This window comes from Leucobacter sp. NPDC015123 (assembly GCF_043080205.1).
Classification (GTDB): domain Bacteria; phylum Actinomycetota; class Actinomycetes; order Actinomycetales; family Microbacteriaceae; genus Leucobacter; species Leucobacter aridicollis_A.
In genome coordinates this window covers 248,691-266,651 of record NZ_JBIBVH010000002.1, presented here as the reverse complement: position 1 = coordinate 266,651, position 17,961 = coordinate 248,691, and the positions used below count along the sequence as shown (strand labels likewise).

The window sequence follows — 17,961 nt, the reverse complement described above, 5'->3', positions numbered from 1 at the left end:
CCACCCCTTCCGAGGGGGCTGGTTGCACGATTACCAGGCCGACCGGTCATAATAGGCTCATGAGCGCACGAATCCTCGTAGTGGATGATGACAGAGCACTCGCTGAGATGCTGAGCATGGTGCTGCAAGGAGAAGGATTCCTTGTCGAGCATGCCTACGACGGGTTCGAAGCCGTTGAGCAGTTCCGTGCGACCCGCCCTGATCTTGTACTCCTCGATGTGATGCTGCCAGGACTCGATGGGATCGGTGTCTGCGAACAGATTCGTGCAGAATCCGGGGTGCCCATCATCATGCTTACGGCCCGCACCGACACCCGCGACGTCGTGCGCGGGCTCGAGGTCGGTGCAGATGACTATGTCGTCAAGCCGTTCAACCCTGCAGAGCTCATCGCTCGGATCCGCGCTCGCCTCCGCGAACCGCAGGAAGATACGAACGAAACCCTCATGATTGGCGACCTGCACATCGACGTCGCCGGCCACGAGGTGAAGCGCGGCGACGAGGTTATCGCCCTCACACCGCTCGAGTTCGATCTCCTCGCGATTCTCGCGCGGAAGCCTCAGCAGGTGTTCACTCGTGAGGTACTGCTCGAGAAGGTGTGGGGCTACCAGTACAAGGCCGATACTCGTCTCGTGAATGTTCACGTCCAGCGGCTGCGCGCGAAAATCGAGATCGATCCTGATCGCCCGGTGATCGTGACGACCGTGCGCGGGGTTGGGTACCGTGCTGGTGCCCGCGCAGAATAGTCACTCGCATGACTGAGCCAAGGTCGCGCGGTCGAATGCAGCGGACTTGGCGTCGCCTGAGGCTGCGATGGATCAAGGCGACTCAACCCGTGCTCGGACCCTTCCGCGCACGATGGGGCCGGTCGCTCATGCTCCGCACGATGACGATCACGGGTCTCGTGACTGGCGCGATGATCGCGATCGCCGGTGTGTTCCTGCTCACGAGCGTGAGCAACGACCTGTTCTCGTCGCGCCTCGAACAATCGTTGCAGGACTCAGCGCGCGCAACGGTGCAGGCGCAGCGCATGATCGACTCGTTCGATCCCGCCGACAGGGGCGGCCTGCAGTCACTGCAAACCTCTGTGCTTCGAACGGTGCAGGACACGTCGTCGAGCCAGATGATCTACATCAGGCGCCAAGAAAACCAGGCGCCATTTCCCGAGCTATCCCCGGTGGCGAGTACCCCATCGGCGCTCGGTCAGGCAGTGAGCGAGGAACTCGCGGAGGCTGTGCTTGTTGCTGAGGAACCCCAGTATTGGCAGGCAGTGACGTTTCGCGACGGCGAGGCGAAAGACGCACCTGGCATAGTCGTTGGCTCGTCCCTGAAGTTCCCGGCGGGCGCCGGGGTGTTCGACCTGTTTATCGGGTACGAGCTCTCGGCGACAGCGGAAACGCTCTCGTTCGTTCAGCGCACGCTGTTTGTCACGGCGGTAGGGATGATGCTGTTCATCGGACTGCTCGTTTGGGTGATTTCTCGGATTGTCTTCCGCCCGATTCGCGTGGCAGCAGACACGAGCCGGCGGCTCGCAGCAGGTGAAGCGGATGCGCGCATGCCACTGCAGCACGACGAGCATTTTGATGTGTTGTCTGAGGGATTCAACGACATGGCCGACACGCTCCAAGCCCGCATTCAAGAGCTCGACGACCTCTCAGAGATGCAGCAGCGTTTCGTGTCTGACGTGTCGCACGAGTTGCGCACGCCGCTCACTACTATCCGGCTCGCGAGCGAGGTACTCAGCGGGCAGCAGAACTCCCTAGCGCCGGGCCAACAGCGTGCCGTCGAAGTGCTGAGCACGCAGGTTGGACGGTTCGAGTCGCTCCTCACCGACCTGCTCGAGATCTCGCGCTACGACGCCGGGCGGGTGACGCTTGAGACTGAGCCCACGAACCTCGTCCACCTTGTCGACGAGGTCGTGACGTCGCTCAGGCCGCTCTCATCGAGCCTGATCGAGGTACGGCCGCTCGGCGGCTACACGCCCGTTGACGTCGACGCGAGGCGCATCAGACGTATCGTGTCGAACCTCGTCGGCAACGCGATCGAGCACGGTGAGGATCGGCCAATCGTGGTTACAGTCGACTCGAACGCCCACGCAATTGCCGTTGCGGTGCGCGACTGGGGAGTGGGCATGGACGCTGACGACGTCGACCACGTCTTTGACAGGTTTTGGCGCGCTGATCCCTCACGCAAGCGCACGCTCGGCGGGACCGGACTCGGCCTTGCGATTGCTCGAGAGGACGCCGCGGTCCACGGCGGATTCCTAGAAGTGTGGTCGGCGAAGGGCGTTGGAACGAGCTTCCGGCTCACCCTGCCGCGCGGTGACGACGTGACAGACTTTGTGTCGCCGATACCGCTCATCCCCGAGGACGTCGCGGGCGGAGCAGACGTGCGTGAGACAACAGGTGGTTGGTTGAAACGCCCATTCCGTCGGAGCATCAAGACGCCAAAGGAGGGCCGCTCATGACCAAGCGCAGGATCAGACGCATGTCGCGTGCCGGCCTCGGATTCGCCCTCGTCGCAACCCTGACGCTCAGCGCGTGCGCTGCGATCCCAGGCTCCGGTGCGGTGCAGCCGGGACTCACTGACATCAATCAAGCTGAGCAGGCCCTCCAGTTCAGCGCGTTTGGGCCGTCGGCCGGCGCGACACCCGAGGAGCTGGTTCGCGGGTTCATCACAGCGGCACGCTCACCGATTGACGACTACTCTGTCGCACGCGAGTACCTCACACCCGAGTACGCCGATCAGTGGGATCCATACTTCGGTGTGCTCGTCTGGGAGGGGTCGCGTCCGTTCAGACAAGACGGCGACGCGGCAGGCATGCTGATGCTCTCTGTCGTCGCCGAAGTCGACCCTGAAGGCCGGCTGCTGCTGACTGAAGCCGGCGAGAGCACCGAGCTCCGATTCGAGTTCACACGTGTCGGCGATGAATGGAGGATTTCGTCTGCCCCCGCTGGCGTCATCCTTGACCGCGCGACCTTCGACGCGATCTGGTCGCAACACCAAGTGAACTTCCTTGGTGCCGGCGACCGGCTGGTGCCCGACACCAGATGGTTCCTGTCGCGGGCTGCGCTCTCGACGGAGATCGTGAACGCGTTGCTCGCTGGCCCGAGTGAACGGTTTGAGCTTGTCGCTCGCTCAGGCTTCCCCGAAGGGACCTCACTCACCAAGAATGCGGTCACCGTCGAAGACGGGCTTGCGCGGGTCGATATTAAGGGCGAGGGATTGAATAACCCCAAGGCGCAAGAAGAGATGCTGCTCCAACTCCAGACCAGCTTGCAGAGCGTCTCGGGCGTGAACCGGGTCGAGCTGCTCATCGACGGGACACCGGTCAAGGGAAAGCCGCAGGCAGTCGCGCCCATGACTCCGTCGCAGGTGGGAGCCAAGCTCGCGGGCGTGCAGAACGGAAAATTTGGCGTCTTTACGGCGTCAGGGATCGAGCCAGTGATCGGGATTAGCCCGGTCGTTGAAGAGCTCGCTGGCGACGCGATTGCGCTCTCGCGTTCCAAGACCGTCGCTGCCGTGCGCACGAAGGCGGGAGTACACATCGTCTCGCAAGGGTTCACAGCTGTCGTCGACAACCGGAAGGACGCGCTGGCGCCAAACGTTGACGACGACCTGTGGACCTGGTCGCTCTCAGCATCAGCGCCAACAAAGATGCACGTCGCGAGCGCCTCGGGGGAGCAACACGACATCGTCATTCCCTGGCTCGACGGGCTCGACGTGCGGGCTGTGGGTATTGCGCCGGGTGGCAGCATGATCGGCGCGCTCGTTGACGACGGTGGCAAGAGCTACGTGCTTGTCGGCGGGATCCTCAGGGAAACCGATGGCGGAATGCCGACGGCGGTCACTCCGAAGGCAGACATCGAGCTGTGGGCAAGTGGCGAGGCGCTCGACTTCGACTGGATCGATCAGAACCGGTTCGTCGCAGTCACCTTGCAGGGGAGCGCAGGGAAGGTCACAGTCGGTGGGCCGGGAACTTTTCCAAGCGAACAGGGATCAGTGCCCGAGGCGGAGGAAATCTTCGGTGGCGGCAACAGGGCCCAGATTAGAGTGCTCACCCAGAATGGGGAACTGTTTGCGCCCCAGGGAGCGAGCGGCTGGCAACGCGTCGCAGCCGACGTTGAAGTGATCGCAAAGCGCGGCTAGTTCGCTCCACAGGAGGAGTCGGGGCAGGCGGCGGCCGAGGTTGTCCACAATCTGACGGGGATCCCGCCTCGCAACCACTTGCCAGACGAAACTTGGCTCATGCCGAAACGAGAAGTTGCCGCCCGTGGGGCTCCGGCCGGAACTGAGGCCCAGAACATTGCTCCTGCCAGGGGCTCGCGCTTGACGGGAGCCCTCGGGTGGCTGCGAGAGCTTGGGCTCGACCTCCTCGCGCTTGTCTGGCCGAGTTTGTGCGTCGGATGCGGCAGGCAGGATCGAGAGCTCTGTTCTACATGTGCCGTGGAGGTAGCAGACGCCCCACCTGACGAAGTTCATGCGATCCCAGCACTCGGGGTGCCAGGCTTCGCCGCTGGAGCGTATGACGGGATTCTCCGGGCGGTTCTGCTCGCCTATAAGCATCGCGGCGCATACAGTTTCGGGCGCATGCTGGGACCCCGATTGGCTGTGCCGCTTCGCGCCGCGCTCGCCGCAGAACACCACAGGCAGCGTGCGCTGGATCGCGGCGCTGGCGACGCACTCCCGCGGGCACCAGTCTGGGTTCCCCTCCCGTCTCGAAAGCGACGCGAGCGTGAACGAGGGTACAGGCACGTCGACGTGATGCTGCGTGCCGGGCTGCTGTCGGGGCGGCTGCCAGGTGAACGCCTTCGCTTGTTAGTGCCGAGACGTGGCCGCGTCGGGCAGGTTGGGCTCGACTCTGCTGCGCGAGAGCGAAATGCAAGGCTCATCAGGGTTCGCCGCGATGCGGAGCGAAGACTCAACGGGCGGGGAGTGATTCTTGTTGACGACATTGCCACGACCGGCGCGACGCTTTGGGCGGCGATCGCCGTGTTCGAAGCCGAAGGCATCCCCGTCGTCGGCGCTGTGACACTCTGCTCGGCGGAGCGTCGCGACGCGCCACAAAAAACAGAGTGGAACCTCACAGGCGAAAGGGGGTAATGTTCGAGAAAGGCGTAGTGGTGCGCCACACCGGCCCACCCGCCTGAGTCACCTGGGAGGTCGTCATGGACGTCAGCATCCACGGACGAAATGTCGAGATTACTGATCGCTTTGAACAGTACGTTGAGTCAAAAACCGAGAAGGTAGCAGGGTTGCTCCCGAAGGCACAGGCCTTCGAGGTACGTGTATCGCGCCTCAGTGACAAGAGCCCAAAGCATGGTGACCGGGTTGAGATTACGCTGATCGGCCCGGGCCCGGTGATTCGAGCCGAGTCAGTGGGGCCAGACAAGTACGCCGCTTATGACATCGCCTACGGTCGCGTGCTCGAGCGCATCCGCCGCTCGAAGGATCGTGCGCAGGACCGCCGCGGCCGGGGTCGGACTTCGCTCGGCGACGCGGCAGCGAATGACTTTGCTGTGGTCGACCTGCAGCCCGCTTCAGCCGAGGTCATTGACGCTGTCGCGACAGGTTCGGTACCCGTCGTGGCTGAGGCCGAAGAGGCGTACTCGCCTGTCGTTATCCGCTCGAAGGAATTCCCGGCGGAGCGACTTCCGGTTGAAGATGCAGTCGATCAGATGGAGCTTGTCGGCCACGACTTCTTCCTCTTCATCGATGCCGAGACTGACAAGCCGAGCGTTGTCTACCGCCGCAAGGGTTGGAACTACGGCGTGCTGTCGCTCGCAGACAGCTAGGCGCCCCGACAGCTAGTCACGCAGACAGCTATTCAGCAGGACAGCTGGTCACGCAGACAGCTAGTCAGCAGGAGCTACTAGGCGGCCGTCCCCATTCGGGGGCGGCCGCCGCGTTTGCGCCGGTCGCCACATCCACACAGCCTGGGATCTACAGTCTCAATGTCGATTTCCGAGGATTTCTGCAGTTCTAGTGTCGATTGCATGCGGAGGGCGTGCCTCTGCGGGCGCTTGACCTAGTGCTGGAAGGCAGGCTTGCCCGAGCGCGCTCGGCGGGTCTCGATACCCCAGCGAGTGACGTTTGAGAACGCCTCCCACATGATTCGCGTCGACATCTTCGACCGGCCTGTGGTGCGTTCCACGAAGGTGATGGGAACCTCAGCGACGGGAATGCCGAGCTGCTCGATGCGCCACGCGGTCTCGACCTGGAAGGCGTAGCCCTCGGAGTCGATGGTCTCAAGTCCGAGCCGCTCAATGCACTCGTGTGAGAGCACGCGGTAACCGCTCGTGAGGTCCCGCAGCCGCGACCGCAGCGCAAGGCGGGCGAACGCGGTCCCTCCGCGCGACAGCAGTCGGCGGTGGCGCGGCCAGTTCACGATCTTGCCGCCGGGCATCCACCTGGTGCCGATTGCGAGGCCGGCCCCCGCGGCTGCGGCGTCGAGAAGCGCCGGGAGCTCGCCAGGTTGGTGTGAGCCGTCGGAATCCATCTCGACGACATAGTCGTAGCCGAGGTCGATTGCGAGGCGAAACCCGGCAATATACGCGGTACCAAGGCCACGCTTGCCATCGCGGTGCATCACGGTCACACGAGGCTCTACGTGTGCGATGTCGTCTGCGATCTCGCCGGTACCGTCAGGGCTGTTGTCGTCAATAATGAGCACGTTGGCGCCGGGCACGGCGTCGAGTACTGTCGCAACGACTCCGCGAAGCGAGTCCCGCTCATTGAACGTTGGCAGCACGACGAGGACGCTCGTGTGAGTCACGCTCTCTGGGACGATTGGATGCTGCACGTGCCAATCATTTCAGACCGAGTTTAGAAAACGCGAGGGGCCGGGGCCAGCCACTGCGGCTGGCCCCGGCCCCTCAGACGTGGTTAGGCTGCGTAGTTCGCGCGCAGGATCGCGCCGAGCTCTGCGTCGACGTTTGTCCAGTACTGGAAGAACGCCTCGCGGATGCGATCAACGGTAATTGCCTGTGCCTGGCCGCCGAGCACCTCGTGGAAGCGTGCCTTCTCTTCTGCCGAGTAGACGTCGCGGTAGAGCGTGCCTGCCTGGCCGAAATCGTCGTCGTCAGCGCGCAGCGTGTGAGCCGAGCGAACGAGGCTGCCGTCGGCCTCCCAGCTCGCCTCGACACCTGCAACCGGATCGGCAACCGGGCCGCCAGCCTGGCCGTACGAGTTCGGCGAGTAGGTGCGGTGCTCTGCGCTGTTGAAGTGGTAGCGCATGCTGCCCTCGTGCTGGTAGTTGTTCACCTCTCCGGCATGCGGCTGGTTGACAGGCAGCTGGTTGAAGTTTGCACCGATGCGGTGGCGGTGGGCGTCTGCGTACGAGAAGACACGAGCCATCAGCATCTTGTCGGGCGAGATGCCCGTGCCGGGAACCTGGTTACCGGGCGTGAACGCGGCCTGCTCGATCTGAGCGAAGAAGTTCTCAGGGTTGCGGTTCAGTGTGAACGTTCCGACCTTGATGCGCGGGTAGTCAGCCTTTGGCCACACCTTCGTGAGGTCGAACGGGTTGAAACGGTAGGTCTTTGCCTCTTCATAGGGCATGACCTGCACGTAGACGTCCCACGACGGGAACTCGCCTCGTTCGATGGACTCAAACAGGTCGCGGCGGTAGTAGTCGGCATCCGACCCTGCGAGCTTCTCTGCCTCTTCGGGCGAGAGGCGCTCGACGCCCTGCTGGGAGATGAAGTGATACTTCACCCAGAAGCGCTCGCCCTCGGCGTTGATCCACTGGTAGGTGTGTGAGCCGTAGCCGTTGAGGTGGCGCCAGCTCTTCGAGAGGCCGCGGTCACCCATGAGGTAGGTGACCTGGTGAGCCGACTCGGGCGACAGCGTCCAGAAGTCCCACTGCATGTCTGCGTCGCGCAGGCCAGACGCGCCGAGGCGCTTCTGCGAGTGGATGAAGTCGGGGAACTTGATGCCGTCGCGGATGAAGAACGTCGGCGTGTTGTTGCCGACGATGTCGAGGTTGCCCTCGGGCGTGTAGAAACGCAGCGAGAAGCCACGTACGTCGCGCCAGGTGTCAGGGGAGCCCTGCTCACCAGCGACGGAGGAGAAACGGATGAGCGTCTCTGCCTTGGCGCCGGGCTGGAACACTGCAGCGCGAGTGTACTTCGAGACGTCCTCGGTCACGACGAACTCGCCGAACGCGCCGCCGCCCTTTGCGTGCGGGTTGCGCTCAGGCACACGCTCACGGTTGAACGATGCGAGCTTCTCGAGGAGGTAGTGATCGTGCAGTACCGTGGGGCCGTCGGGCCCAACGGTGAGCGAGTGCTCGTTGTCTGCGACGGGGGTACCCGTCTGGGTCGTCAGGGTTTTGTTCTCAGCCATGATGCCTCATTTCGTGGGGGTTGAGTCGGATGGAAGTCTGGATGTGGTGAACAGCTAGGTGCTAGTCCACGGGCACACAGTCGGAACACAGGCCGTGAAAGGTGACCTCGGCCGCTTCGATCTGGAAGCCATGGTCTTCTGAGGGGGTCAGGCACGGAGCCGCGCCAACTGCGCATGGGACGTCTTCAAGGCGTCCGCACGACCGGCAAAGAAGGTGGTGATGGTTATCGCCAACTCGTGCTTCGTACCTAGCGGAACCGCCTGCTGGCGTGACGCGCCGCACAAGGTTTGCCTCAACGAGGGCCGTGAGAACGCCGTAAATGGCCTGCAAGGATGTCCCTGGCAGATCGTCCTTCAGGCGGTCGTAGAGTTCGCTCGCGTCAAGATGACCGCCCGGCTGCAGCGCCTCAAGAACGGCTCGACGCGGCGCGGTTGAGCGCAGGCCAACGGCGTTCAGTCGTGCCGCCGATTCGGTGGCGGGGGCGGTTGCGGGCATGTTTCCAGTGTAGCCCTTATTTTGAATGATTCAAATGAAGGAACGAATTCCCAGCGCAATGCACACAGCCGTTGCTAAGCTGAGGAGTTGTCACAATTGGGCAACGACGATGCCCTGCCCAGCAGCTCATCGCGCACTACCGTACAGGAGACACAACGTGGCGACAGTCCTCGAGAAGATCCTTCGCGTCGGCGAAGGACGCACGCTCAAGAAGCTCGAGCGGTTGGCCAAGACGGTCAATGATCTCGAACCCTCGTTTGAGGCCCTCACCGACGAGGAGCTGCGCGAGGAGACAACTGAGTTCAGGAAGCGACTCGAGGCTGGCGAGACGCTCGACGACCTCCTGCCAGAGGCCTTCGCAGCCGTCCGCGAGGCCGCGAAGCGCACAATTGGACTTCGCCCATTCGACGTCCAGGTCATGGGTGGCGCGAACCTGCACCTCGGCAACATCTCCGAGATGAAGACTGGTGAGGGCAAGACTCTCGTCGCAACAATGCCGTCATACCTCAACGCGCTTGCAGGCAAGGGCGTGCACGTCGTTACAGTCAATGACTACCTCGCGAGCTACCAGTCTGAGCTTATGGGCCGCGTCTTCCGCGCGCTCGGTATGACAACCGGTTGCATCGTTTCGGGCCAGGACCCTGTCGAGCGCCGCAAGCAGTACGACGCGGACATCACCTATGGCACGAACAACGAGTTCGGCTTTGACTACCTCCGCGACAACATGGCGAGCACCTCGGCCGAGCGGGTCCAGCGTGGTCACTTCTTCGCCATCATCGATGAGGTCGACTCGATCCTGATCGACGAGGCGCGTACCCCGCTCATCATCTCGGGCCCGTCTTCCGGAGAAGGCAACCGCTGGTTCGGCGAGTTCGCCCGGATCGCGAAGACCCTCGAGGCCGGCGTCGACTACGAGGTTGACGAGAAGAAGCGCACCGTCGGTGTGCTCGAGCCTGGCATTGAAAAGGTTGAGGATCACCTTGGTATCACCAACCTCTACGAGTCGGTGAACACCCCACTCATCTCGTTCCTCAACAACTCGATCAAGGCGAAGGCCCTGTTCACGCGCGACAAGGATTACGTCGTACTGAACGGTGAGGTGCTGATCGTTGACGAGCACACCGGTCGTATCCTTGCAGGGCGTCGCTACAACGAAGGAATGCACCAGGCTATCGAGGCGAAGGAAGGGGTGCAGGTCAAGGCAGAGAACCAGATGCTCGCGACAGTCACCCTGCAGAACTTCTTCCGCCTCTACGACAAGCTCTCGGGCATGACGGGTACCGCTGAGACTGAGGCCGGCGAATTCATGTCGACCTACAAGCTCGGCGTCGTTCCGATTCCCACGAACAAGAAGATGCAGCGCATCGACCAGCCCGACCTCGTCTACAAGAACGAGGAAGCAAAGTTCGCTGCGGTCGTCGACGACATCGCGGAGCGGCACGCTAAGGGCCAGCCGGTGCTCGTCGGTACCACGAGCGTCGAGAAGAGCGAATACCTCTCGCGCCAGCTCGCGAAGCAGGGCGTCCGCCACGAGGTGCTGAACGCGAAGAACCACGCACGCGAGGCCGCGATCATCGCCCAGGCGGGTCGATACGGTGCCGTCACTGTCGCCACAAACATGGCAGGCCGCGGTACCGACATTATGCTCGGCGGCAACGCCGAGTTCCTCGCTGTGCAGGAGATGACTGCGCGCGGGTTCTCGACTGAGGAGGATCCGGAGGCCTACGAGGGAGCTTGGGACGAAGTCTTCGAGGCAGTGAAGGAAGCCGTCTCGACCGAGGCTGAGAAGGTTCTTGAGGCTGGCGGCCTCTATGTGCTCGGCACTGAGCGCCACGAGTCACGCCGCATCGACAACCAGCTTCGCGGCCGCTCTGGCCGTCAAGGTGATCCCGGTGAAAGCCGCTTCTACCTCTCGCTCGCCGACGACCTCATGCGCCTGTTCAACTCGGGCGCGGCAGCTGCCCTCATGAACCGTGACGGCTTCCCCGACGATCTCGCGATTGAATCGAAGATGGTGACCCGTTCGATCCAGAGCGCGCAGAGCCAGGTCGAGGCGCGCAACGCTGAGATTCGTAAGAACGTTCTGAAATATGACGACGTCTTGAACCGTCAGCGCCAGGCAATCTACGGCGACCGTGCCCAGATCCTCGACGGTGAGGCGATCGAGGAGCGCGTGGTCGCGTTCCGCGAGCAGACGATCGACGCGATCCTTGACTCACACGGTGCCGACGAGAACTGGGACTTTGACGCGCTTTGGTCAGATCTCAAGCAGCTGTACCCGATTGCTCTCACCGTTGACGAGGTCGTCGCCGAGGCGCCGAACGGGCGCGTCGACAAGGCGTTCCTCCGTCGCGAGATCCTGTCCGACGCAGAGGTCGCCTACGCCGCCCGCGAGGAGTCGCTCGGCTCTGAGGCGATGCGCGAGCTTGAGCGACGGGTTGTGCTGACGACAATTGATCGCCGCTGGCGCGACCACCTCTACGAGATGGACTACCTCAAGGAGGGAATCGGCCTCCGCGCGATGGCGCAGCGAGACCCGCTCGTTGAATACCAGCGTGAGGGCTTCACGATGTTCGAGGGCATGATGGGCCAGATCAAGGAAGAGTCGACCGGCCTCCTCTACAACCTCGAAGTCCAGGTGCGTCCGAACGAGCCTGGCCACGAGGGGCATGTGCACCTCGAGGGTGGCGGGCTCGACGAGCAGACAAAGCCCGACGAGACCCAGCTGAGCTACACGTCACCCGATGTTGACGGCACCCCCGAGGTGAGTGGCGCTGGAGTCAATGATTCGCAGGCCAAGAAGCGCGGCTCCAAGCAGCCGGCGCAGCCCACCGCGCGAGGCGCGTTTGGCCAGCAAGTTCCCGCCGATGAGGCTGGCCCCGCGAACCGCGCCCAGCGTCGCGCCAAGAAGAAGTAACGGCCGCGTACCCGCGCTCACTGTGACCACGCATCGATTTCCGATGCTTCTCTGGAGGAAATACACCCATGTCGAATGACACAACGTCGCGACTGTCGAAGAACGAGCGTCGCACGCAGGCCCGCGAGCAGGCTCGGATCGCTCGCGAGGCCGAGAAGAAGCGCGAGAAGCGCCGTCGCCTGTACGTTCAGGGAGGCGTCGTGCTTGGCGTTATCGCGATCCTCGCGATTGTCGGTCTCGTACTCACGCAGTCGCTCAAGCCCGCAGGACCCGGCCCGAAGAACATGGCTTCTGGCGCGGCCGTGTTCACTAAGGATCTGAAGGTTGTACCGTCTGCGGCGCTCTCGGACCCGAAGGCAGAACGCGTCGCACCAGAGACCAACCGTGACGAGCTGCCGCTCGACGTGACCGTTTATGTCGACTACATGTGCCCCGCGTGTGGCAACTTCGAGGCGCAGAACGGCGTCATGCTCGAGAACTACGTCGGCTCTGGCGACGCGAATCTCGCGGTGTACCCGATCAACTTCCTCGACGGACAGTCGCTTGGAACGAAGTACTCGACACGCGCGGCGAACGCATTTGGCTGCGTTGTTGAGCAGCAGCCAGATGTTGCATTTGAGCTGCACAAGCGTCTCCTTAGCCCCGAGGTTCAGCCCTCCGAGGGCACCCCTGGTCTCGACGACAAGGAACTGCTGAAGCAGGCTGAAGCGGCCGGTGCGGAGCCGACCCAGGAGCTGCAGCGCTGCATCCAGGAGCGCCCATTCGGAGGGTTCTTCAGTGAGAATTACACCGCCGCAAGCGAGGGAATCTGGGGCCTCGCCGAGGGGCAGCGCCTGCTGCAGCCGCAGAGTGCAACCGAGCTCCAGCCTGAGGGTAAGCCGCAGCGCCTCGTGTCGACCCCGCTCGTGCTCGTGAACGGGCAGCAGTGGAGCGAGGGCCGCGACGGTTCGCTCGAGACCTTCATGTTGAAGATCAAGGGTGAGATTGAGCAGGCCGGTGCCGCCGAGGTGGCAACGGACTAACAAAATTCCGACTATGATCGGTAGGGGCGGCAGTAGCCGCCCCAGACGCCTCCTTAGCTCATCTGGTAGAGCAGCAGCCTTGTAAACTGCAGGTGATCGGTTCGAGTCCGATAGGGGGCTCAGATGAATGGCTCCTCTTCGGCGGGGCCATTCTGCGTTTGGCGGCCTATGTGTGGGCCGGGCGTCGCATGCGTACGGCGGGAGTAGACTTGGGAAAATGGCTCGTTCCAAGTATCAGCTCGCAGCAGCCCTTCTTGGCTCCGGCCTTGCAGGCATGCTCGTCGCCCTGCAGTCGAGGATCAACGGCGGATTCGCCCAGGAGATCGGCAGCGGCTACCTTGCGGCCGCGATCTCCTTCGGAGGCGGCCTCGTGCTCATCGGGGTCGTGCTGATCTTCTCGCGGCGAGGCCGCGAGGGACTCGGAAAGATGCGTGACGAGGTATCTGCAGGCAGGCTTCCGGTGTGGGCGCTTCTTGGCGGCATTGGTGGCGCAGCGTTTGTGCTGATGCAGGGCCTCATAGCGCCGCTCACAGGCGTTGCGCTCTTCACCGTGGGCATCGTGGCCGGGCAGGTCTCTGGCGGGCTGCTCATGGACAGGTTGGGGCTCGGGCCTGGCGGTCGGATCAACGCGACGCCCACGCGCCTCATCGGTACCACGCTCGCGATCGTCGCCGTCATTGTGACGGTCGCCGCGAGCCTCGACGGAGGGCTCGTGCTGCTCGTGCTCGTCCCTGTGATTGTCGGTGCAGGCATGGCTGCCCAGTCAATGGTGAATGGGCTCGTCAGGGCTGCGGCAGAGAGCGCAGTGACTGCGACGTTCATGAACTTCGTTGTCGGTACGGCAGTGCTCGGAACCGTGGCGCTCGTGTCCGTGCTCGTTAACGGCTGGCCCACGAGGTGGCCGTCGGAGTTCTGGATGTATTGCGGCGGCGTCGTCGGCGTGATCTTCATCGCAGTCGCGGCGATGCTCGTTCGCAGGGCAGGAGTGCTGCTTTTGAGCATGTCAAACGTGGCGGGTCAGCTCATCGCTGCGATGCTGTTTGAGATCGGTTTCCCGCTTGCGGGAGGCCTCACCCCAGCCCTAGTGCTCGGAACCGCGATCGCATTCGTCGCGGTGATCGTCGCGGCGTTGCCGAGCAAGCCGCTCGGCCGAAACTAGGCTGCTGGGCCGTCGAATCCGAGGGCAAGCGAGTTCATGCAGAACCGATTCCCTGTTGGGGTGCCGAACCCGTCGGGGAACACGTGGCCGAGGTGCGACCCGCAGTTGGCGCAGCGCACCTCTGTGCGAACCTGCCCGAGCGAGGTGTCTTCGAGGAGCTCGACGGCGTCGGGGTTGATGCTTTCGTAAAAGCTCGGCCACCCACAGTGCGACTCAAACTTGGTGCCGCTCTGGAAGAGTTCGGCGCCGCACCCGCGGCACGAGTAGAGTCCGTCGCCCCACTGTCCGAGGAGTTCGCCGGTGCCGGCCCGCTCGGTAGCTGCTTCGCGCAGGATCGCGTACTCGTCGGGAGTGAGGCGCTCGCGCCACTCGCTCTCGCTGAGCTGGAACGGGTAGTTGCCTTCGCCAATGGCAGTCATGGTGACCTCCGAGGATCTTCGTGTGTTTCAAGCATACGCGTCGCGAACTGTGCGCAATTTGCACGAAAACTCGCTCAGGTCTGATCTGCAGCTTGCATCATCAGACGATATTCGTCAGACTATTCACCGGGTCTGACTGTAGGTGAGCCTAACCTCAGTCAGACGTACTCGGAACTCGCGCGTAGCTCGCGAGGACGGGGTCCCAGACAGCCAACACAGAGAATGGAGTGCGTCCTTTATGACTGCACAGTTGAGCGTTCGAACGCGGGTGAGATCTGCCCTCGCTACCGCGACGGCTGGCCTGCTTGTCCTTGGCGGTGCCGTAGCAGCGCCGACGGTAGCATTCGCCGCCGAAGAGCCCACGTCGGGAGCCACCCTGAATTGGGGCGTTGCCCCAGCCTGGGGAAACTACGTCACAGGTCCGATTGCCAGCGGTTCCATCACCGCTGGAGCACCTGCAACGCTTGGCACAGGCAACACCGTCAACTGGGTTGACGGGCAGGGATCCGTTGATCTTGCCACAGGCACAGGCACGGTGACCTACTCTGGCACGATGGTCTCGCAGGGCCACGCGGGGCAGTACCCGGGCGGATTCGGGCTCAACCAGCAGCTCGCAAACCCGCAGCTCGTGTTCTCGTCGGCGACGTCGGCGACGCTCTCAGCGGAGGTCACGCAGGGCGCATACGGCGGGTTCAAGGAGCACAACGGCGAACGCGTAGTGATTGCTGACCTCAGCATCGCCGAGGGTGACCTTGAAGACGGAACCGCGACGGCTCGCGGTGTCTTCGCGGCCACAAGCGCCCCGGTGTTCGGAAATACAGGTAGCTTCCTCGTAGGCAACCCCGTCGGCGACGTAACCTTCACTCTTCCGGCGAAGCCTGAGGCGACAGCGACCACGACGTCGTTGACTGCCTCGGCAACCTCGGTGATCGTCGGCGACGCGATTGATCTCTCTGCGACAGTTGCGCCCTCGGACGCTGTCGGCTCTGTCGTATTCAAGAACAACGGGGCAGCGCTCGCAAACGGAACCGTACCAGTGGCGACAGGAGCAGCCTCGCTTTCGGGTGTGAAGCTCCCGAAGGGTGCAAACTCGCTGACCGCAGAGTTCGTTCCCTCGGACTCGGCGGTATTCGCTGCGTCCAGCTCTGCCGCAGTGGCTGTGCAAGTGAACGCGACGCCAGCAGTGAAAACGACTGTGGCATTCACCGGCCCACTCGTTGGCCCAGTCACCCTGGGCAAGAGCGTCGACGTCGAGGTTTCCGTCGCTGCGGTTTCCGGCGACGCAAAGCCCTCAGGCAAGGTCGAGGTCTTTTCTGTTGCGGCTGGCTCCACGGACCGCGTGTCGCGCGGCTCGGCAGACGTAAACAGCGAGGGCGTTGCAACTGTCAAGGTCTCTGACCTTGCGCAGGGCGGCTATTCTTTCGTTGCGGCGTTCACGCCGGCAGACGCTGGGAAGTTTGAGGCTACTGAGCAGGCGGCGCCTGAGAAGACAAACCTCAATGTTGTCGATCCTGCTCCACTCGCAAGCTGCGAGATCTCCGCTGATGCGTCGGTTGCGAGCGAGACCGCAACAGCTGAGTGGGGCTGGTCCGAGTACGCGAACTCGCGTGTCATGTCAGCTGTGCGAGTTGCCGAGGGCAACGTCCGTGTCGACGCAGACGCAAAGACGCACCTCTTTGAAAACGGTGTCGTCCGAGCGACTCCAACCTGTGCTGAGATCTCCTTCACAGGTGTGGCAGGTATCGACATGCACGGTGGCACGAACTGGCAGCAGATCATCGATCCCAAGCTCTACGTTTCGGCTGACGGCAGCGGCGTCTGGACTGCAAAGGTCAAGTCTGGCTCGAACGGTAATGAGTTCGCGAGTGACGGGTACGTGACTGTAGCGAGCTTTGATGGCGCAGACATCGCGCCGGGAGCACAGGCAAACACAAACATCGTCTTCAACTTTGACGGCGTCGTTCCCCAGGGCACCTGGAGCCAGAAGTACACCGCCGCTTGGCCGAACTCCTTCCTCCTTGGCCTCGATCCCGCGCAGCGTGCGTACTACTACCAGACGAATGAGAACCAGGCCGGTAAGGCTCCGTCGGCCCTCGCCGTTGACTTCGACTGGTCGGCACTCACAGCAACCGAGCTGAAGGTTGCCCCGGTTGGGTCGGTCACCAATGGCGAGGAAGTTGCGCTGACGGCGACTGTCGCACCGGTCGCGGCCGAGGGTACTGTGACATTCTTTGCGACGTCAGAAGCCACGGGCAAGGAACAGAAGGTTGGTGAGGCGCAGGTCGCGAGCGGCGTTGCGACTCTGAAGACCTCGAAGCTTGCTGCCGGCGGAAATGCGTTGCGAGCGGTCTTCGCCTCGAGCAACAACTACCTCGGTAGCGAGGCGGTGTCGAAGCTTCGCGTCATCGACTACGCGCAGGCTGCGGTCTGCTCTCCGAAGGGTGGCGTTGAATTCACCAACGTGGAGGCAAACTGGGGTTGGAGCGAGTACTCAGTAGGCTGGGACAAGATTGCGGGCGGAAACATTGCCCTCGCCGATGACGGCAATACTTTTGAGTTGTCGAAGGGTACTGCGATCGTCGCCGACGACTGCGTGAAGCTCGCCTTCACAGGGACGATGCGCACCGAGGCATACAAGGGAATGGCTGGCGGCGCCAACGGACTGTGGGTCGAGATCACTGACCCCGAGCTCGTGATCGACACAGCAGGCAACGGCGCATGGACGGGCATTGTTCGTTCGGGCCAGGCAGATCTCGACAAGAACGCAGCAGATCGCATCGTGATCGCCGAGATTGCAAACGCAGGCTTCCCTGACTTCACCAGAGACTCTGTTGACGGCGCTGCAGACTTCGCGTGGGCCGGGGTCACCGCGAAGGGAACATGGAGCGCAGGGCAGGACGCGACGTGGTCGAATGCCTTCGTGAAGGCTGCAACAGCTGCAGCACCGGCGCAGAGCTTCTACTATGCGACTGGCGCGGCTGGTGACGTACGTAAGCCCGCGGCACCGGTTGCCTACTCTTGGAGCTGGGCTCCGGGCGAACCACAGGTGAGCTCAAACGGCAAGACCGACGGCATCGAGGTGAAGCGCGGCGATACCGTTGTGTTCACCGCAGGGCCGTTCGCCGACCGCGGGGCAGACGTCGCCGTTGAGGTTCACTCCGAGGTTGTGGACCTCGGAACCGTTAAGGCGGACGCGCTGACAGGTGCTGCCGAGGTCACATGGACCGTTCCGGCTGACTTCGAACTCGGCGAGCACGAGATCGTGTTCACTCAGGGCGAGTCAACAGCGAAGGTTTCCTTCACTGTGAAGGCTGCTGCGTCCACGGGCGGCCCCGAGACTCCGGGCACTGACAACGGTGGTGGAACGGGCACGCCTGACACCACGGATGGCAGCGGCACTCAGACCGGTGGGAAGGGTACGGCTGTCGCAGTGACGGGTGGCGAGACCTACACCGGGATTATCGCTCTCGGCGCGCTTGTTCTCATCGCAGGCGCAGCTACTATGCTCATCGCCCGACGTCGAACGGCTGCTCAGAACTAACTGGGTTGCTGAAGGCCCTGCCGTTCCGGGAACACCGGAGCCGGTAGGGCCTTCACGGCGTATC

At 63.0% G+C, this 17,961-nt stretch carries 13 protein-coding genes and 1 tRNA gene; 10 read left to right on the top strand and 4 right to left on the bottom strand.

Translation table 11 applies throughout. The annotated features are described in order from the left end of the window. Nucleotides 1–59 precede the first annotated feature (59 nt). The 5 genes from mtrA (at nt 60) to hpf (ending at nt 5,792) form a co-directional block, all read left to right on the top strand. Nucleotides 60–743 carry an MtrAB system response regulator MtrA gene (gene mtrA / locus ACF07D_RS05020; protein WP_119282829.1) on the top strand — a complete coding sequence of 228 codons (684 nt, stop codon included), beginning with the start codon at nt 60–62 and terminating at the stop codon, nt 741–743. Nucleotides 744–751: 8 nt separating this feature from the next. Beyond that, the gene (gene mtrB / locus ACF07D_RS05015) at nt 752–2,464 is read left to right on the top strand and encodes an MtrAB system histidine kinase MtrB (RefSeq protein WP_255808409.1); all 1,713 of its coding nucleotides are present in this window, start codon (nt 752–754) and stop codon (nt 2,462–2,464) included. Beyond that, nucleotides 2,461–4,146, top strand: a complete 1,686-nt coding sequence (locus tag ACF07D_RS05010) for a GerMN domain-containing protein (protein ID WP_391504130.1) — start codon at nt 2,461–2,463, stop codon at nt 4,144–4,146. The genes mtrB and ACF07D_RS05010 overlap by 4 nt, the downstream gene beginning before the upstream one ends. 99 nt (nt 4,147–4,245) lie before the next feature. After that, complete coding sequence (locus ACF07D_RS05005; RefSeq protein ID WP_391504129.1) at nt 4,246–5,100, top strand: ComF family protein; 855 nt, start codon at nt 4,246–4,248, stop codon at nt 5,098–5,100. 65 nt (nt 5,101–5,165) lie between these two features. After that, complete coding sequence (gene hpf / locus ACF07D_RS05000) at nt 5,166–5,792, top strand: ribosome hibernation-promoting factor, HPF/YfiA family (protein WP_391504128.1); 627 nt, start codon at nt 5,166–5,168, stop codon at nt 5,790–5,792. Nucleotides 5,793–6,025: 233 nt separating this feature from the next. On the opposite strand, the gene ACF07D_RS04995 is transcribed toward hpf, so the two are convergent. The 3 genes from ACF07D_RS04995 to ACF07D_RS04985 all read right to left on the bottom strand — a co-directional run bounded on the left by ACF07D_RS04995 (nt 6,026) and on the right by ACF07D_RS04985 (nt 8,839). Further along, nucleotides 6,026–6,799, bottom strand: coding sequence for a polyprenol monophosphomannose synthase (locus ACF07D_RS04995; protein WP_255808407.1), 774 nt, complete (start codon nt 6,797–6,799; stop codon nt 6,026–6,028). An 83-nt stretch (nt 6,800–6,882) separates the two neighbouring features. Beyond that, nucleotides 6,883–8,343, bottom strand: coding sequence for a catalase (locus tag ACF07D_RS04990; RefSeq protein ID WP_119282834.1), 1,461 nt, complete (start codon nt 8,341–8,343; stop codon nt 6,883–6,885). 61 nt (nt 8,344–8,404) lie between these two features. Next, nucleotides 8,405–8,839 carry a Fur family transcriptional regulator gene (locus tag ACF07D_RS04985; protein WP_119282835.1) on the bottom strand — a complete coding sequence of 145 codons (435 nt, stop codon included), beginning with the start codon at nt 8,837–8,839 and terminating at the stop codon, nt 8,405–8,407. Between the two features lie 157 nt (nt 8,840–8,996). Here ACF07D_RS04985 and secA point away from each other — a divergent pair, with 157 nt between their 5' ends. The 4 genes from secA to ACF07D_RS04965 all read left to right on the top strand — a co-directional run bounded on the left by secA (nt 8,997) and on the right by ACF07D_RS04965 (nt 13,937). After that, nucleotides 8,997–11,756, top strand: coding sequence for a preprotein translocase subunit SecA (gene secA / locus ACF07D_RS04980; RefSeq protein WP_391504127.1), 2,760 nt, complete (start codon nt 8,997–8,999; stop codon nt 11,754–11,756). Between the two features lie 68 nt (nt 11,757–11,824). Then, nucleotides 11,825–12,778 (top strand): thioredoxin domain-containing protein, encoded by a 954-nt coding sequence (locus ACF07D_RS04975; protein WP_119282837.1) that lies wholly within the window; start codon nt 11,825–11,827, stop codon nt 12,776–12,778. Nucleotides 12,779–12,825: 47 nt separating this feature from the next. Further along, nucleotides 12,826–12,898 (top strand) — tRNA-Thr (locus ACF07D_RS04970). A gap of 97 nt (nt 12,899–12,995) precedes the next feature. Beyond that, nucleotides 12,996–13,937, top strand: a complete 942-nt coding sequence (locus ACF07D_RS04965) for a DMT family transporter (protein WP_255808405.1) — start codon at nt 12,996–12,998, stop codon at nt 13,935–13,937. Here the strand turns inward: ACF07D_RS04965 and msrB are convergent. Further along, entirely contained in the window at nt 13,934–14,356 is a 423-nt protein-coding gene (gene msrB, locus ACF07D_RS04960) for a peptide-methionine (R)-S-oxide reductase MsrB (protein ID WP_119282839.1), read from the bottom strand. The two genes, ACF07D_RS04965 and msrB, sit on opposite strands and share 4 nt — an antisense overlap. 238 nt (nt 14,357–14,594) lie before the next feature. Between msrB and ACF07D_RS04955 the strand changes: the two genes are divergently transcribed. Next, entirely contained in the window at nt 14,595–17,897 is a 3,303-nt protein-coding gene (locus ACF07D_RS04955) for an HtaA domain-containing protein (RefSeq protein ID WP_391504126.1), read from the top strand. Nucleotides 17,898–17,961: the final 64 nt, after the last annotated feature.

Bases quoted from the DNA above. Each gene is read 5' to 3' on its own strand.
- ACF07D_RS04990 (WP_119282834.1), bottom strand. From the start codon at position 8,343: ATGGCTGAGAACAAAACCCTGACGACCCAGACGGGTACCCCCGTCGCA.
- ACF07D_RS04985 (WP_119282835.1), bottom strand. From the start codon at position 8,839: ATGCCCGCAACCGCCCCCGCCACCGAATCGGCGGCACGACTGAACGCC.
- mtrB (WP_255808409.1), top strand. From the start codon at position 752: ATGACTGAGCCAAGGTCGCGCGGTCGAATGCAGCGGACTTGGCGTCGC.
- hpf (WP_391504128.1), top strand. From the start codon at position 5,166: ATGGACGTCAGCATCCACGGACGAAATGTCGAGATTACTGATCGCTTT.
- ACF07D_RS05010 (WP_391504130.1), top strand. From the start codon at position 2,461: ATGACCAAGCGCAGGATCAGACGCATGTCGCGTGCCGGCCTCGGATTC.
- msrB (WP_119282839.1), bottom strand. From the start codon at position 14,356: ATGACTGCCATTGGCGAAGGCAACTACCCGTTCCAGCTCAGCGAGAGC.
- ACF07D_RS05005 (WP_391504129.1), top strand. From the start codon at position 4,246: ATGCCGAAACGAGAAGTTGCCGCCCGTGGGGCTCCGGCCGGAACTGAG.
- ACF07D_RS04965 (WP_255808405.1), top strand. From the start codon at position 12,996: ATGGCTCGTTCCAAGTATCAGCTCGCAGCAGCCCTTCTTGGCTCCGGC.
- ACF07D_RS04955 (WP_391504126.1), top strand. From the start codon at position 14,595: ATGACTGCACAGTTGAGCGTTCGAACGCGGGTGAGATCTGCCCTCGCT.
- mtrA (WP_119282829.1), top strand. From the start codon at position 60: ATGAGCGCACGAATCCTCGTAGTGGATGATGACAGAGCACTCGCTGAG.
- ACF07D_RS04975 (WP_119282837.1), top strand. From the start codon at position 11,825: ATGTCGAATGACACAACGTCGCGACTGTCGAAGAACGAGCGTCGCACG.